We start from the raw sequence: 15,150 nt of genomic DNA, 5'->3' as shown, positions 1-15,150 counted from the left end.
CCGCGTTGTAGGCGGGCGAGGAGACGGGCGTGCCCTCCGCCGTCGTCGTCAGCGTGGTCGAGGGCACGGCCGTGCCGTCAGCCTGCACCACGTTGGTCATGTCGAACTCGAAGCTGCCGGTGTCGCCCTCGCTGACCTTCTGGACGGTCAGGCAGGCCGGGCGGACGTAAAGATTGTGGGCGATGTAGTCTGCGGCAGGCACACCATTGGTGGTGATCCTGAGGGACGTGATCGTACCGGTCCCATTGAAGCCGAAAATACCGTTCACCTGAGTGCCTGTCGCGGGGACGCGACGTATGACACCTGATCCATTATGGGTGAATTGGCCTGCAACGACCGCCATCTGGCCCACCGTGGCGGTGCTTCCAGCACCCAGGGTGATTGTGAAGGTCGCCCCCACCGACACATCGGCAACGCCGAAAAGGCCGAATTGAATCTGTTCGGCCGGGATCGCCTCGGAGAAACTCCATTGGAGAACGTAATCCCCACCCTGCTTGATCCAGGGATTGGAGGCATCCCACCCCGTGGCGGGCGACCTCCCCACGCTTCCCGTTGCAGGGAGAGGCGCCATCGTGAAGGTCATGGCAGGCGTAACAGCGCGCGGCGAGCAGGCGCCCGAGACGGGCGGCGGCTCCATCGTGTCGGTATCGCTTGCCGTGTTGTTGGTCGTGTTGGAATCGGTCGCGTCGTCAGGCGCGGTGACCGTTGCCGTATTGGTGAGGCTGCCCGAATAGCTGCTCGGAATCCCGATGCCGAGCGTATAGGTGACCGAGGCTCCCGATGGCAGATCGGCGGTGGTATCGATCGCGCCCGTGCCACTCGGTGCACCGCACACAGCGCCGCCCGTGGCGCCACCGCAGGTCCAGTTCGCCTGCGTGATGCCCGTCGGCAGCGGATCGGTGATCTGAGCGCCGGTCACATCGTCCGGCCCGTTGTTGGTGACGACGATGGTGTAGCTGGTATCGAGGCCGGGCGTATAGGTCGTGACGCCATCATCCTTGGTGATGGAGAGGTCGGCCTCGCAGCCCGAGTAGCTGTATGTGGCCTGGAACTGGTCGGCGGTCCAGCCTTTGGACCCCGCATGATACGTCTCCAGCCAGAGGGCGGCGGTAACATTTCCGGCGGCAATGTCAGCTGCGGGGACGGTGGTCGTTGCGGTGAGGCGACGGAAGGTGCCGACTGGATGATCAAAAGTGGTCTGTGTTGCCAGCATGGTGTTGCTGCTGTTGAACAGGGCAAGCCGACCGGAATAGGCGGCACCGGCTGTCGGACCATTGTTTACCACCCGCACGGAAGCAGTGATGGTTGCCGTGCCGTTGGTACAAGCTGCCGGAGGCGCTTGCAGCCGGGCGGCAACGCCCCGGTAGACCTGCACGCCATCGCCACCCGAGCCGTTCGCCTCAGCAGGGAAGTTCCGCGTGCCGCCGGTCCACAAGGCTCCGCCACCACCGGCAAGGGCTGGTTGGGCGGGAAGATCATAAAGCGGAATAGGTGTATCGGTGGCCGTCAACGATCCCGACACCTGCGCTTCAGCGCCGCCGCTCCACAACCCTGCCGCTGCGCTTAGCGCAATCGCAAATGCGGCTGGAAGCCCGGAGCGGATTTTGACCGCTCGGGAAAGATAGCCGACGAATTGGTGCGCTGGCAGCAAGGCTGTATGAAGCATAAACGGTCCCCTCGGATGCGAAACCATCCGATGACCGCACGCCTCCCGCATATACGCCGTCAAAGTAGCGCAACCGCAAATTGCCGTCGCTTCAATGTCGACCGAGGCATATCGAGCACCGGACAATGTCAACAAGAGAGAGAAAAGGACAGACTCGCGCAGGGATGTATTTCAACATCCTATGGTTTTCATAAGCACTTGCTGAAAATCATTTCAGGATCGTGAAATGTCTTAATGAAAGGTTAAAGCAGTTCTTGTTTTAGAGCGGTTCCTGTTTTGATGGAAACGTCTAGCCTTATCTTTCTGCATCGCCGGAACTGTGGAGATGGCGAGGATTCCTGTGACAAGCACAGGCCCGGGCACAGGAATGACGGAGGTGGTGATGGTTTCGCCCGTATAACAACCGTTCCGCAGCGGAAACGTCTGCAATTGATTGCCCACAACCAAACCACCGTCATTCCTGTGCTTGTCACAGGAATCCATGCCTCAACAATGCCGCTGTTGCGACGGTTGGAATAGGGTGGCAACCTCACCGTCAAGATTGAGGAACGCCTGAACGCAGCGTTTCCGTCTGAAAGTGAACTGCTCCAAAATTGGAGATCCGTGATCTTCACGCAACCCGTTTCGCCTGTCGCCTGGCGAGCCCGCTATTTGCGGCTGCGGATCGTGAAGGGCGTCGCGCCTTTGATCTTTTTCATCGCAGAGGTCAGATGGCTCTGGCTGGAAAACCCGCAGAGATAGGCGACCTGGGCGATCGAGACATCGCGCTCCCTGAGCAGCCTTTCGGCGTGCGCCAGGCGCAGATTGAGGAGGTATCCGTATGGCGCCTGTCCGAACGTCTCGGTGAAGGCGCTGATGAAATGGCTCGGAGAAAGGCCGCAGACCTCCGCCAGATCGGCCACCGAAAGCTTTCGCGCAAGATTTTCGTTCATGAACGCCCGCACTCTTCTTGCATTGTAGCGCGAGAGTTCGGTCCTGGCTTTTATCGGCGGCTTGCCGTCTGTGTCCGCCCGATCCTTGCCGCAGCGAGCCGTGGTCGAATTATGAGTGATGAGCATCAATCGCCGCCTTTCGATCAATGCTTTGGAGCGAATAGATCGGGAGATCCCGGTTCGATGCCTTTTCTCGCCGGCCACGGACGGAAACGCATGATGCACGATCTGCCGATGTCACTTTTCAAATTGCCCCAATTTCCACACAAGGGACTGAAAAGCTGTGTTGCAGCTATCTTGAGTCCCACCCTCGTGGCAAACAATGAGGGAGCAATCACTTACTGTAAAGTGGCAAAAAGTTGGGGCGTCCTTGTCCGTTTCATGACGGAAAAACGGCAACTACGAAGAACTCCGCGATCTGCAACATCGCAATAACAACGGAAGTTACGCAATCGCATAGGGATGGGCTATACTATACGAAAATTTCGTGATCTTGTCATTCAACTTGGGGGAAGTGAACGGGAGAGGCATACATGAATTATGATAACCGCTCGGTTAGCGATGTTCAGGTCTTCGGAATACGGCGTCATGAAGGTTTCGACGGCGTGACGGTAAGCGGTTCGATTCGGCTTCAGCTTTCCACGCATGATGGGAATGAGTTCGGACCCTGCGCCACGATCGAGCTTGCCACGGATGTGGCCGACCATTCGACCCTCCCGGAGATCGAACGCCAACTTTTGACGGCCGCAATCGGCGTTTTGACGCGCTTTGCCTCCCTGCGCCCCGATCAGGCTTACAGCGAACTTCAAAAGAGCCAGCTCAGGCAATATCTGCCGAAGGTGCCGTAGATCGAAAATATCTCCCGGCGATGCTCAGGCGTCGTCGGAACCGGATGACGCTCGGCTGCAGCCCATGCGCGAGGCGGCGCTCCAGTGCAAAGGAGCGGACGCCGTGGGATCGGGCATGCGGTTTCCCGTTCGGCATTGCGAACGGGAAACCGTGCGGCCAAATTCAGATAAGGCCGTTATCGGTGAGGAATTGCGTCGCCACCGCCCCAATGGACTTCCTGTCCACATCGACCTCGGCGTTGAGCGTTTGCATCACGCTATTGGAAAGCTTGGCCGAGAGGGCATTGAGCGGCTTCTCGAGGCCGGGATTGGCTTCGAGCACGGAGGTGCGCACCACCGGCACAGTGGCGTAGTTGGGGAAAAATCCCTTGTCGTCGGTCAGGATGCGGAAATCGAACGCCTTGATGCGCCCGTCGGTGGCGAAGACGAGAGCGACATCGACCTGGCCGTCACGCAGCGCCGGGTAGGTCAGCCCGGAATCCATCGGCCTGAGATCGGCGCGCGTCGTCTTGAACCCATATGCCTTCTCAAGGCCGGGCAGTCCGTCCGGACGGCCGGGAAACTCGGCGTTGACGGCCATGACCAGGTTGCCATCGTCGTTATAGGATGCCGCGAGGTCCGACAATGACTTGATCGCATCCGTCTTCTCGTTGCTCGCCTGAACCGCGAGGGCATAGGTATTGTTGGCTGCGGACGGGTTCAGCCAGGTGATCCCCTTTTTTGCATCGAGTTCCTTGACCGTGTTGTAGGTATCCTCGGCGCTCATCGGCTTGTCGATGTGGTTGTAGGTGATCAAGGAGGTGCCGGTATATTCCCAATAGACATCGACCTGCCCGTTGACCTGCGCATCGCGGAGAACCTGGGAACCAAGCCCGTCGCGCTTGTCCACCTCGAAGCCTTCGTGCTTGAGCAACTGCGTGGTGATCTCGGCAAGCAGCAGCTGCTCGGTGAAATCCTTGCCGCCGACGACGATTGGCGCCGCCTGGACGGAACCCGCTGCAAATACGGCGATAGCGGCCAATGCCAGAGTCCGTATTGGATGTTTCATAAGATTTCTCCTGTTGATCGTCGCAAAAAGGTGATGGCATTCGCCTCATGGCTCAGCGCATCGGATTGACACCGCGCGGAATGGTCCAGAACTGGAACTGGGTGACGATGAAGTCGACCACAATAGCCAGCAGCGCGGTCGGAATGGCGCCGGCCAGCATGGTGCCGAATTGGTTGAGGGCGATGCCGCTGAAGATCAGCTCGCCCAGGCCGCCGCCGCCGATAAGAAAGGCAAGCGGGACCGTGCCGACATTGATGGCCAGAGCCGTACGGATGCCAGCATAGATAACGAATAGCGCGTTGGGTAGCTCAACCTGCCAGAGTATTTGCCGCGGGCTCAACCCCATGCCGCGCGCCGATTCCCGCAGATATGGCGGAACGGCGCGGATACCGGCCATGGTGTTGCCGACGATCGGCAACAGCGAGGCGATGAAAAGCGCGAATATCGCGGGCGTGTTGCCGATGCCGAGGAGGCTCATCGACAGGGCGAGGACGGCCAGTGTGGGAATGGTGGCCCCGATATTGAGGACCTGCATCGCCACGTCGCCGTAGCGGCGAAAGCGGGAGCGGGTCAGGGCGACACCTGCCGGTACGCCGATCAGGATCGCCAAACCGCCCGAAATGGCAACGAGCTGGATATGCTGCCGGCCGAGGAAGGTGATGTCGTCCCAGTGGTCGAGCAGGACCGGCAGCAAGCCGCTGCCCCAGGCCCAGGCCCCCAGCGAGAAGATGAGGATGTAGAGCCCGCCACGCCACCATTGGCGTATGTCCGCGACAGCCGCCTGTTCATCCATCGCGATAGGCCTCGCTCAACAGGCGGGTGATGCTGCGTAGCGTCACATAGCCCTTGAATGTGCCCTCATCGTCGATACAGGCGAGCCACGACACGTCATGGCGGAACATCGTCGACACCGCGGTCCGCAAGTCTTCCCCAGGCTTGACCGTGGTGGGCAAGGTCTCGTGATTTTCACCGACCTTGCCTTTCCCTCCGCGCGCCACGCTCAGTTGGACGTATCCACGCGCCCGACCGCGCGGGCCGACGATCACAATGGCCTGGTGGCCATGCTCCGCCATGATTGCGGCGGCGGTTTCCAGCGTGTCTTCCGCCGTGACGCGAGGCGGATCATGCTGCATCGCGTCGTTGACGGTGAGCAGTTGCAGGCGCTTCAATGTACGGTCGCCGCCGACGAAGTCGGAAACGAAACTTTCTGCGGGATGGGCGAGGATATTGTCCGGCGTGTCGTACTGGACGAGCCTGCCGTCGCGGAAAATGGCGATGCGGTCCGCCATCTTGACCGCCTCGTCGATATCGTGGCTGACGAACATGATGGTCTTCTTGATCCGTGCCTGCATCTTGAGGAACTCGTCCTGGATGATCTCACGGTTGATCGGGTCGATCGCTCCGAAAGGTTCGTCCATGAGCAGCACGGGAGGATCGGCGGCAATCGCCCGCAGCACACCGATGCGCTGCTGCTGACCGCCGGAAAGTTCCTTGGGATAACGCTTGAGGAACGTGCCGGGGTCGAGAGCCACCATATCGAGCAATTCCGCCGCGCGCGCCCGCGATTTGCTGCGCTCCCAGCCCAGCACATCAGGCACGAGACAGATATTGTCTTCAATGGTCTTGTTGGGAAACAGGCCGATCTGCTGGATAACGTAACCGATCGTCCGGCGAAGCTGCACCGGGTCGTAGTCGGCGGTGTTCCTGTCACCGATGAAAATCTCGCCCGAGCTCGGCTCGATGAGCCGGTTGACCATCTTCATCGTCGTGGTCTTGCCGCAGCCGGACGGGCCGAGCAGCACGCAGATTTCGCCTTCCGGCACCTCCAGCGTCACATGATCGACGGCGGGCGTGGTGCTGTTGGGAAAGGTCTTCGAAACGTGTTCAAGTCGGATCATTCAAGCCCTCTTCATTTCCTGAGGCTCATTTCCTGAGGCCCGGGGAGGTAAGCAGGCGCTGCAGCCCGAGCAGACCAAAATCGGCAATAATCGCCAACACGCTGACGGCCAGGGCGCCGGTGACGAGCTGACGCGGATCTGTCTGACTGATACCGCGCAAGATGAAGGCGCCAAGGCCGCCGGCGCCAATGTAGGCGGCAATGGCCGTGACCCCGATATTCATCACCACCGCCATGCGAACACCCACCATGATGACCGGTATCGCGATCGGCAGTTCGACCTCGCGCAAGCGCTGCATCCGCGTAAGACCCATGCCACGCGCCGCTTCGCGCAAGGCCGGGTCGAGATTGGAGATCGCCGTATAGGTGTTGCGGATAATGGGAAGCTGCGAATAGAGCAGCACCGCAATCACAGCCGGCACATAGCCTATACCCTGACCGACAAGCGACAAGATCGGGATCATGATCCCGAACAGCGCAATTGAGGGAATCGTGACCAGGATCGAGGCGGCGTAGAGCGTCACCGCCGCAGCGCGCCTATTCTGACTGATGGCCACACCAATGGGCACGCCAGTGATCAGCGCCAGCCCGACGGCGACACCGACGATGGCAAGATGTTCACCGGTACGACTGATGATCAGCGCCCAGTTTGAGATGATATACTGAAGAATTTCCATTATCTTGCGGCAAGTCATAGGCGATTTTGGAAGCAACATGCAACCCTATCGCTGGCCTACCGCTGGATCTGATCCTCGCGCTGGCTGGTTGGTACCCGGACTCACATGGGGAATGTCGGGTCAAGACCGCACTGTCAGGCGGTCTTCATCACAGCACCGTTTAGCCTGACGGGGTTTACTCGCGTTCGCTTATCCGCTCTTCGAGTGGAGGTGTCCGGGGCCGAGAGCAATCTTTGCGACTCCTCGCGGCATGGTGACCCGATGCGAGGCGGCACCCAACTGAGCCTCGAAGGCAAGACCAGCATCAGCGCAAGCGCGATGCCGGTAACGCGCTGGCCGAGACCACGATCGGCGAAGATGGGACAGCATGCCGAGGAGCCTGGACTGTTGCCGAAATTGCCCGTTCACTTGACAGGTCCGGCGATTATGTCTCCACCGACTGGCTTATGCGTGCGCCGGCAGTCAAGATATGCGCGCGCATGGCTTCCTCAGCCTTATCAGGGATGCGTTTTTCTATCGCCCAGACAATCGCGGAGTGCTGGCGCATCATTTCGTCGCTGACGCCTTGGGTGAAGACGCTCGTCCTCGAGGCGATCCAGCCCTGCTCCTTTCGGACCGAATTGATCAAACGGAAGACGCCCCACAGCATGGAATTGCGGACACTTTCGGCAATCTTTGCGTGAAACGCGCTATCCCAGCGTTCATATTCCTTTGCTGAACTTACACTTCCCGCACGCTGTACGAAGAGTTTCATCTGATCGATCTCAAGCGGGGTCGCCCGTATCGCCGAAAGCCGAGCCAATATCGGCTCAATCTCAAGCCTGGCTTCAATTATGTCTTGGGGGCTTGTTCTATTCGCCAGCGCTTTCAAGCCGGTGGACTTCGATCCGACTTCCCGAATGAAAGTTCCCTGGCCCTGCCTGCGGAAAATCAGACCTTCTCCTTCCAAGACGTTGAGGGCTTCCCGCACTGCCCGACGGCTTATGCCGAGCACTTCCCCAAGATCTCTCTCAGGCATCAATCGCTCTCCCGTGATGTATCTTTCATCCGCATTTCCGATTGCTTCCCGCAGAATCTTCATTGCCTGCAGGTGGGCATCCCCGATGGCGTTTGGCATATGACTTAATCCTCACCGCTTCCGTCTTGTTGCCGCATGTTGTGAACCAATGCGAACCATTTCGCAAGGCATACAGCCCGCCTGAAATTTCAGCAGATTGGCCAGAACACCGATAAACAGGGGAAAATTTCTCAGGCTTTCGTTGACTTGATGAAAAAATGCGGATTTCCTTTGCAGGAGCTAAATGTTCAGAAACATATTTTCTGCAAAGAAATACGAACCTTTCATAATTGGTTCGTGCTAAATATCAAAAAGGGGATCTCAGATGAATAGACACATGCAGAGTTATACCGCCGCCAGATAACGGTCATCGGCCATCTACCGCGATGACTGCATCCTTTCTTCGACGCGGCGGCCACGCCGGGCGCCATTCTTTCCGACCCGAGGTTGATCATGCCCGCATCCATCACGCTTCTGACGACATTTGCGCTCGTTCTCGGCCTCGTAGGCTGCGTGTCGGGTTTTCTGGCCGGCCTGCTCGGCGTCGGCGGCGGGATTGTCGTCGTGCCGGTCCTCTATCATGTCCTGGGTGTCTTCGACGTGGATCCTGCCTTGCGGGCGCACATTGCGGTGGGCACGTCGCTTGCCACCATCATCCCGACATCCATCCAGTCCATCCGTGCCCACAAGGCGAAGGGTGCGGTGGATGCCGATCTCCTGAAACTCTGGTCGCCGTTCGTCGCGATCGGCGTCGTGATCGGTGTTGTCATTGCGGCCTACGCATCGGGACCAATTCTGACGGCTGTCTTCGCCGTCGTGGCCGCGGTCGTGGCGCTCTACATGCTGTTCACCCGCGAAGGCTGGCACCCATTCAAGGGATTGCCCCGACGAGCCGGACAGGCCGGAATGGCGACCGCCATCGGCACCATTTCCACACTCATGGGGATCGGAGGCGGGACCCTGACGGTGCCGGCGCTCAGCATTTTCAGCTACCCCGTCCGCCGCGCCGTGGGCACCGCATCCGTGGTGGGTCTCATCATCGCGCTGCCGGGAACGATTGGCTATATCATCAACGGCTGGGGCAAGGCCGGTCTTCCGGTTTTCTCTTTGGGTTACGTCAATCTCGGTGGACTGGTGGCGATCGTTTTCACCAGCATGTGGTTCGCCCCGCTCGGCGCCCGCACGGCCCATTCCGTCGAACCGCGCACGCTTCGCATGCTTTTCGGCATCTTCCTCACCATCACCTCCGCCAAGATGATGTTCGACACCTACCGGTTCATGTTCTGAACTCCCGACCGACACCCACAGCCGGAGCCATTGCCCCCTTAAGACTTCGCAGGCTCCTCAGCTGAGCCGTCTCCGGCCGAGAGCAACGAATATGCCGGAGCTCGTTCCACGTTCTCATGAAACCTCGGCTCTCGATCTGCGGACGTGGCTGTATCCAATCACCCATTTGCATCCCCTCGCCTGTGATCCTGAGCTGTTGATTGCGGATGAGCCTACCACCGCCATCATCCTGATTGCTCACGACCTGAGCGTGATCGCCGAAGCTTGCGATGATGTGATCGTCATGTATGCTGGTCAGGTGGTCGAACAATGTTCGGTCAATGAACTTTTCACCTCTCCAGAACACCCTTACACCGTCGGGTTGCTCGGCTCCTTGCCGCGGCTTAACGAAAAGCGGGAGCGGCTCCCGGCCTCGCCATTGTCCTCATCGTGCTTGGCTTCAATCTGCTGGGTGACGGCTTGAACGACGCGCTCAATCAGGAAGACCATTGAGCACGGCAGCAGTTCTTCAGGTGAATGGCGGCCGATCGCATCGACCAATGAGGGGCGATTTGAGCAAGCAAAGGCGATATGCGATGCTCGCGCGACCGAGGTTTGTATCCGCCGGCAGAAGACGGATAATCGGCGCCGCTGCCTCTGATGGGCGGAACTGATCAGCCAGGCGGCACGACCTCGATGTTCAGCCGGTCGAGCGGGCTTAGTGCGCCGGACTCAGGCATTCCTGGTGGTGACCGAGCACTTCGATCACCCGGCATTGATCGACGCGGCCATGGGCCGTGCAATCCAGCATTCGAATCAACTCCGTCTTGAGAGATAAAAGCTTGGCGATGCGGTTTTCCACATCGGCGAGCCGCGCGCTGGCGATTGCGTCGGCGGCCTCGCAGGATTGGTCGGGATTATCCTGCAGGTCGAGAAGCGTACGGATGGCGTCGATCTCGAAGCCCAAATCCCGGGCGTGGCGGATGAACAGAAGCCGTTCGATGTCGCTTCTCTCATAAAGCCGGCGGTTGCCTTCGGTACGCGGCGGAGCGGGCAGAAGGCCGATCTGCTCATAATAGCGGATGGTGGCAATCTTGACGCCGCTCGCCTTCGAGGCTTCGCCAATCGGGACATCGGACATGATTTTTCCTCTTGCTCCTCTAGTCACTAGAGGATGTAGGGCTTGTTGCAGGCAATGTGAAGAGGACCAGTCATGAACCAGATTCGCATCGAGAAGGCGCATGATCATGATCACCCGCACCATGATTCGTGCTGTGGCGGCCATCATCACAACCATTCGCATGATGAAACCCACTCGAGGGAAATTGCCGCGACGGGTTTGAGCTTCCGTTTCCGCGTCGAGGGCATGGATTGCGCGTCGTGTGCGGCCAAGGTCGACACGGCGGTGCGCCGTCTGCCCGGTGTGCGCGACGTTTCGGTTTCCGTCACCAGCGGCGCAATGACGGTCAACCATGACGGCACGGCGAAAGCCCAAGAGATTGCCGCCAAGGTCTCGGGGCTCGGCTACGAAACGTCTCTCGCGGAAGCCGCCTCCGCGAAAAGAGCGCAAGCGGCAACGCCCGAGTCATGGTGGCGTGTGGGCAAGGCGCGGATGCTGTTTGCCTCCGGCGGCGGTCTCGTTCTCGCTTATGGTATCGGCCATCTCTATCCGGCAATCGAATTGTGGGCCTTCCTGGCGGCGTTGCTGATCGGTCTTATCCCGATTGCGCGGCGCGCCATCATGGCGGCGATCAATGGATCGCCGTTCTCCATCGAGATGCTGATGACGATTGCAGCCATCGGCGCCGTCATCATCGGCGCGACCGAGGAAGCGGCGGCGGTGGTGTTTCTTTTTCTCGCCGGTGAAATGTTGGAGGGGGTGGCGGCTGGACGGGCGCGGGCAAGCATCCGCTCGCTGACCGCACTGGTGCCGAAGACCGCCTTTATCGAGCGCGATGGATCGACCACCGAAATTCCGGCGGACGATTTGCAGCCTGGCGATATCATCGCGGTCCGGCCCGGCGACCGTGTGCCTGCCGATGGTGAAATCCTGTCGGGCCAAAGCGCGATCGATCAGGCGCCCGTCACGGGCGAGAGCACGCCGGTGGCCAAAGAAACCGGCGACAAGGTTTTTGCCGGCACGATCAATGGCGATGGATTGCTGCGGGTAAAGGTAACAGCTGCGGCCAACGACAACACCATTGCGCGTGTGGTGCGGCTGGTGGAGGAGGCGCAGGAAGCCAAGGCGCCGACCGAGCGCTTCATCAACCGCTTCTCCACTTATTACACGCCGGGCGTGGTCGGCGTGGCGGCGCTGGTAGCGCTGGTGCCGCCATTGACCATGGGAGGAAGCTGGGACGAATGGATCTACAAGGGCCTGGCGATCCTGCTGATCGGCTGTCCCTGCGCGCTGGTCATCTCCACTCCGGCGGCCATCGCGGCGGCGCTCTCATCGGGCGCGCGGCGTGGCCTGCTGATGAAGGGCGGCGCGGTGCTGGAAACCATGGGCAAGATCACAGCCGCCTGCTTCGACAAGACGGGCACGCTCAGCGAAGGCAAGCCGCAGGTGACGGATGTGCTGGCGGGCGCACTGCCGGAAGACGAGGTTTTGCGTCTTGCGGCCTCCCTCGACGTCGGCTCCAGTCATCCGCTGGCATCGGCCATTTTGGCTGAGGCGGATGCCCGCGAGCTGGAGCGCCGTCCAATCACCGATGCCAGGGCGCATGGCGGGAAGGGTGTCTCGGGCCGGTCGGGCGAGACCGAGCTTTTTCTGGGTTCTCGCAAGGCGGCGGCTGAAAAGGCAGCCATTCCCGACGATCTCTTGGCACGCATCGCGGCCTGCAATGACGAGGGCAAGACCGTGTCGGTGCTTATTGCCGACGGTAAAATCGCGGGCGCCATCGCCATGCGGGACGAACCGCGCGCCGATGCGATGGCCGGGCTAAAGCGACTGAAAGCGGCTGATATTCGCACGGTGATGCTCACCGGCGACGTCAGGCGCACGGCGGAAGCCATTGGGCGCGAGCTTGATATAGAGGTGCGGGCCGAACTTCTGCCGGAGGACAAGCAGCGCATCGTCAACAAATTGCGCCGCGAAGGCCTGATCGTTGCCAAGATCGGCGACGGCATCAACGACGCGCCCGCACTCGCCGCCGCCGATGTCGGCATCGCCATGGGTGGCGGCGCCGATGTGGCGCTGGAGACAGCGGATGCCGCCAGCCTGCACGGGCGGGTGGGTGATGTGGCCGAGATGGTGGACCTCTCCAAGCGCACCATGCGCAATATTCACCAGAACATCACGATCGCCATCGGCCTGAAAGGCGTCTTCTTCGCCACGACGATCATCGGCATCACCGGCCTCTGGCCGGCGATCCTCGCCGATACCGGCGCGACCGTGCTGGTGACGATGAATGCGTTGCGGCTGTTGCGGAGATAACTCGCTATTCACTTCCCGATCTTCCACAGCGCCCCTGAGTATGTTTCCTCGCAAGAGCATCGCGCCAGCCTCCTTCATTGATAGGCGGACCAGTATACGTGTCATGGCCCTTGCCGGTCGATCCTCGCCGCCTGTGGGGCAGCGTTTCCCTGGGCTGGGGGTTGGCGGCATCCGTAGTGGACGCCGCCGGCCTATCGGGAATCATCCAATGCAGGCATCAGCCACCGTCGCCAAACGAGATAAGGCGACAGGGTCAACAGCAAATTGAGAGCGAAACGCATATCCGGGGGCATGCCGATGCCCACGGTGAGGTTGTGGGCACCCAGATGCACCATGCTCCCCAGCAACGCCACAATGATGAGAGCAACGGTCGGCCAGACCGGTTGCAGACGCTGCCGCACGGCGATGGCGGCAATGCTCCAGCCGCACAAGATCGGCAGGATCAGATTGGACAGCGCCGTGATGGCCTCGGTAAGGCCGCCCGATCCAGCTCCGTAATGCCGGATGGCGACGAGCAACAAGATGCATCCGGCAACGCCGGCGGCAAGGATCAGAGAAGGCGCAAGCACCAGCGTCGCCCAAGGGGCTCGAGCGTGCCAGGATCGCAGGTCGCGGCGGCGGATCATCGCCTGAGCCAAATCTTCCAAATTTCCCAGCCTGGCGTGCGATCGGGCTTCCGCTTCTGACTTGGGAAGCCCGGATTGCACAAATGTGGCTGTGAGATCCTCAAAATGCTCGCTCAGCTCCGTCAGATATCGGTGGACATAGCGTGGTGCGATACCGGCGCGGAGCAGCCGCTCGCGAAGCGGATCAAACGGTCGGGACATACTTTCCTCCTGCAACGACATCCTGAATGGCCATGGTGAGCCTGGTCCAGCTTCCAGTGAGATCGGACAGCCGCCGCATGCCCGCAGCGGTGATCGAATAATAAATCCGGCTGCGGCCGTTCACGGTCTGGCGGCGCGAATTGAGCGCACCCTCACGCTCCAGGCCGTGGAGCACGGGATAGATCACCCCCTCGCCGAGCGTGATCGTCTCACCGGTCCGGCGGCGAACGGCCTGAACAACCTCGTATCCATACATCTCCCGCTCCGCGAGGAGTTTCAGGACCAGGAGTTCCGGCACGCCATTCATGAAGTTCGGGTTCGTTCGAGGATTCGGCATGGACATTCACCTCTCAATACATGTCAGTTCAAGGTATATATACCAATCAGTTCGAGGTATGCAAGCCATCAATCGCCTTCAACGATCATCGATGCTCCGGATATTCCCGATGAAGCCTCATTGCGTGGGGAAACGTCGGATGTTGTAGAGTGGGCCTGCACCACAGTTCGGCGGCACTTGAACTCGCCGCCAACACCTCTCGCCGGCACATAGAAGCGCACGAGAAAATCATCGCCATCAAGCTCGAATATGCGCTCGACAAAGGGGGCTTCGTCCATCCTGTTTTCCTCAATATCCGACACAAGTCGGACACATTCGGGAAGCGTCAACCCTTTATGGATTCAGGGCCTAATCCGGACAGAACAGGCAATTATGCTGATAAATTCAGCGATTCTTGGGCCAAGAGTGGATGCAACGCGCATATCCGGCTCCAAATACCCCCCCACTATGGGAGTTCGATTTAGGGTGGCAATGACCGCCCCGGAGGTAGATACTGTCACCCTCGACAACTTTCGCGAGACAAGGACATGCTGCACATTCTCTCCACGCTTATTTCGGCAACGGCTCTTTTCTCTTTCATCGCAAGCGCCCAGGCGGCAACAGGCACCCAGTTCGACGATTTACGCGATCGCCTTCTGGCAGGAACCCCGACGGTTTCCATTTCCCATCTGGATAAATGCGGTCACCCCGCCGGAGAAAAACTTCCTGCCGCCATGCCCATCGGCGGCCTCACCATCAGGGATTTCATGATATTGCCCGGGCCGAAGCCAGCAATTGCTTACGCCGACCGGCACCTCACCGTAATGCCTGACGGGACGCCTGTTCTTGAATTGGTACAATACCGGATCACGCCCAATGACATGGCGACCGTTACGGCGCGAAGGCTGTCACCGACAACCTACAAGCAACTGTCCGACCCGATGGTTTTCGAGTGCCCTTTGGGCACCGGTCAGCAGTTCATGCCGGAAACAGGCGTTATTCCTGCGACAGGCGGTCCCGGTAAATAGGATACTTGGCATCGATGCAGATTTATTGCGTGAGATGATTTGTCATTTTCCATTTGATCCGATGAGAATCCATCGGTCGATATTCTCATGAAATGCTCAATACGAACCAAACCGGCGCATTCCTATATTTAGAGCAGTTCACTTTCAGACGG

General features: G+C 59.7%; 14 protein-coding genes and 2 pseudogenes. 5 read left to right on the top strand and 11 right to left on the bottom strand.

Features of this window, described 5'->3' with window-relative positions:
- Positions 1-1,666, bottom strand: a 1,666-nt coding sequence (locus C5748_RS20185; protein WP_158259905.1) for a DUF11 domain-containing protein, incomplete at its 3' end; no start/stop codon positions are given.
- Positions 1,667-2,313: 647 nt separating this feature from the next.
- On the bottom strand, positions 2,314-2,724 hold the full coding sequence (locus C5748_RS20180; RefSeq protein WP_105743736.1) for a helix-turn-helix domain-containing protein: 411 nt from the start codon (positions 2,722-2,724) through the stop codon (positions 2,314-2,316).
- Positions 2,725-3,131: 407 nt separating this feature from the next.
- Here C5748_RS20180 and C5748_RS20175 point away from each other — a divergent pair, with 407 nt between their 5' ends.
- Positions 3,132-3,446 carry a hypothetical protein gene (locus tag C5748_RS20175; RefSeq protein ID WP_105743735.1) on the top strand — a complete coding sequence of 105 codons (315 nt, stop codon included), beginning with the start codon at positions 3,132-3,134 and terminating at the stop codon, positions 3,444-3,446.
- A 163-nt stretch (positions 3,447-3,609) separates the two neighbouring features.
- Here the strand turns inward: C5748_RS20175 and C5748_RS20170 are convergent, their stop codons facing one another.
- The 5 genes from C5748_RS20170 to C5748_RS20150 form a co-directional block, all read right to left on the bottom strand.
- Positions 3,610-4,494 (bottom strand): glycine betaine ABC transporter substrate-binding protein, encoded by an 885-nt coding sequence (locus C5748_RS20170; protein WP_105743734.1) that lies wholly within the window; start codon positions 4,492-4,494, stop codon positions 3,610-3,612.
- Positions 4,495-4,546: 52 nt separating this feature from the next.
- On the bottom strand, positions 4,547-5,287 hold the full coding sequence (locus C5748_RS20165; protein ID WP_105743733.1) for an ABC transporter permease: 741 nt from the start codon (positions 5,285-5,287) through the stop codon (positions 4,547-4,549).
- Positions 5,280-6,392 carry an ABC transporter ATP-binding protein gene (locus C5748_RS20160; RefSeq protein WP_105743732.1) on the bottom strand — a complete coding sequence of 371 codons (1,113 nt, stop codon included), beginning with the start codon at positions 6,390-6,392 and terminating at the stop codon, positions 5,280-5,282. The genes C5748_RS20165 and C5748_RS20160 overlap by 8 nt, the downstream gene beginning before the upstream one ends.
- A 25-nt stretch (positions 6,393-6,417) precedes the next feature.
- Positions 6,418-7,068, bottom strand: a complete 651-nt coding sequence (locus C5748_RS20155; protein ID WP_105743731.1) for an ABC transporter permease — start codon at positions 7,066-7,068, stop codon at positions 6,418-6,420.
- A gap of 424 nt (positions 7,069-7,492) precedes the next feature.
- Positions 7,493-8,185 (bottom strand): FadR/GntR family transcriptional regulator, encoded by a 693-nt coding sequence (locus tag C5748_RS20150; RefSeq protein WP_105743730.1) that lies wholly within the window; start codon positions 8,183-8,185, stop codon positions 7,493-7,495.
- A gap of 393 nt (positions 8,186-8,578) precedes the next feature.
- Here C5748_RS20150 and C5748_RS20145 point away from each other — a divergent pair, with 393 nt between their 5' ends.
- Entirely contained in the window at positions 8,579-9,412 is an 834-nt protein-coding gene (locus C5748_RS20145) for a sulfite exporter TauE/SafE family protein (RefSeq protein ID WP_105743729.1), read from the top strand.
- Between the two features lie 175 nt (positions 9,413-9,587).
- Positions 9,588-9,818: pseudogene (locus C5748_RS20140) on the top strand (ABC transporter ATP-binding protein); the annotation flags it as partial.
- Positions 9,819-10,109: 291 nt separating this feature from the next.
- Here the strand turns inward: C5748_RS20140 and C5748_RS20135 are convergent.
- Positions 10,110-10,532, bottom strand: coding sequence for a MerR family transcriptional regulator (locus C5748_RS20135; protein ID WP_105743728.1), 423 nt, complete (start codon positions 10,530-10,532; stop codon positions 10,110-10,112).
- A gap of 99 nt (positions 10,533-10,631) precedes the next feature.
- Between C5748_RS20135 and C5748_RS20130 the strand changes: the two are divergent.
- A pseudogene (locus C5748_RS20130) lies at positions 10,632-12,827 on the top strand (heavy metal translocating P-type ATPase); the annotation flags it as partial.
- 191 nt (positions 12,828-13,018) lie between these two features.
- Here C5748_RS20130 and C5748_RS20125 read toward each other — a convergent pair.
- The 3 genes from C5748_RS20125 to C5748_RS20115 all read right to left on the bottom strand — a co-directional run bounded on the left by C5748_RS20125 (position 13,019) and on the right by C5748_RS20115 (position 14,269).
- Positions 13,019-13,654 (bottom strand): hypothetical protein, encoded by a 636-nt coding sequence (locus tag C5748_RS20125; protein ID WP_105743726.1) that lies wholly within the window; start codon positions 13,652-13,654, stop codon positions 13,019-13,021.
- Positions 13,638-13,991 carry a PadR family transcriptional regulator gene (locus C5748_RS20120; RefSeq protein ID WP_105743743.1) on the bottom strand — a complete coding sequence of 118 codons (354 nt, stop codon included), beginning with the start codon at positions 13,989-13,991 and terminating at the stop codon, positions 13,638-13,640. Before C5748_RS20120 ends, C5748_RS20125 begins: the two co-directional genes overlap by 17 nt.
- Positions 13,992-14,059: 68 nt before the next feature.
- The gene (locus tag C5748_RS20115; protein ID WP_105743725.1) at positions 14,060-14,269 is read right to left on the bottom strand and encodes a hypothetical protein; all 210 of its coding nucleotides are present in this window, start codon (positions 14,267-14,269) and stop codon (positions 14,060-14,062) included.
- Positions 14,270-14,518: 249 nt separating this feature from the next.
- Between C5748_RS20115 and C5748_RS20110 the strand changes: the two genes are divergently transcribed.
- The gene (locus C5748_RS20110; RefSeq protein ID WP_105743724.1) at positions 14,519-14,998 is read left to right on the top strand and encodes a VirK family protein; all 480 of its coding nucleotides are present in this window, start codon (positions 14,519-14,521) and stop codon (positions 14,996-14,998) included.
- Positions 14,999-15,150 lie beyond the last annotated feature (152 nt).

It is taken from the genome of Phyllobacterium phragmitis, from assembly GCF_002980495.1.
Classification (GTDB): domain Bacteria; phylum Pseudomonadota; class Alphaproteobacteria; order Rhizobiales; family Rhizobiaceae; genus Paramesorhizobium; species Paramesorhizobium phragmitis.
This window is presented reverse-complemented; position numbering and strand designations above follow the sequence as displayed.

What these genes read in the sequence shown, in the direction of transcription:
- C5748_RS20180 (WP_105743736.1), bottom strand. Translation starts at nt 2,724, where the DNA reads ATGCTCATCACTCATAATTCGACCACGGCTCGCTGCGGCAAGGATCGG.
- C5748_RS20175 (WP_105743735.1), top strand. Translation starts at nt 3,132, where the DNA reads ATGAATTATGATAACCGCTCGGTTAGCGATGTTCAGGTCTTCGGAATA.
- C5748_RS20170 (WP_105743734.1), bottom strand. Translation starts at nt 4,494, where the DNA reads ATGAAACATCCAATACGGACTCTGGCATTGGCCGCTATCGCCGTATTT.
- C5748_RS20165 (WP_105743733.1), bottom strand. Translation starts at nt 5,287, where the DNA reads ATGGATGAACAGGCGGCTGTCGCGGACATACGCCAATGGTGGCGTGGC.
- C5748_RS20160 (WP_105743732.1), bottom strand. Translation starts at nt 6,392, where the DNA reads ATGATCCGACTTGAACACGTTTCGAAGACCTTTCCCAACAGCACCACG.
- C5748_RS20155 (WP_105743731.1), bottom strand. Translation starts at nt 7,068, where the DNA reads ATGGAAATTCTTCAGTATATCATCTCAAACTGGGCGCTGATCATCAGT.
- C5748_RS20150 (WP_105743730.1), bottom strand. Translation starts at nt 8,185, where the DNA reads ATGCCAAACGCCATCGGGGATGCCCACCTGCAGGCAATGAAGATTCTG.
- C5748_RS20145 (WP_105743729.1), top strand. Translation starts at nt 8,579, where the DNA reads ATGCCCGCATCCATCACGCTTCTGACGACATTTGCGCTCGTTCTCGGC.
- C5748_RS20135 (WP_105743728.1), bottom strand. Translation starts at nt 10,532, where the DNA reads ATGTCCGATGTCCCGATTGGCGAAGCCTCGAAGGCGAGCGGCGTCAAG.
- C5748_RS20125 (WP_105743726.1), bottom strand. Translation starts at nt 13,654, where the DNA reads ATGTCCCGACCGTTTGATCCGCTTCGCGAGCGGCTGCTCCGCGCCGGT.
- C5748_RS20120 (WP_105743743.1), bottom strand. Translation starts at nt 13,991, where the DNA reads ATGCCGAATCCTCGAACGAACCCGAACTTCATGAATGGCGTGCCGGAA.
- C5748_RS20115 (WP_105743725.1), bottom strand. Translation starts at nt 14,269, where the DNA reads ATGGACGAAGCCCCCTTTGTCGAGCGCATATTCGAGCTTGATGGCGAT.
- C5748_RS20110 (WP_105743724.1), top strand. Translation starts at nt 14,519, where the DNA reads ATGCTGCACATTCTCTCCACGCTTATTTCGGCAACGGCTCTTTTCTCT.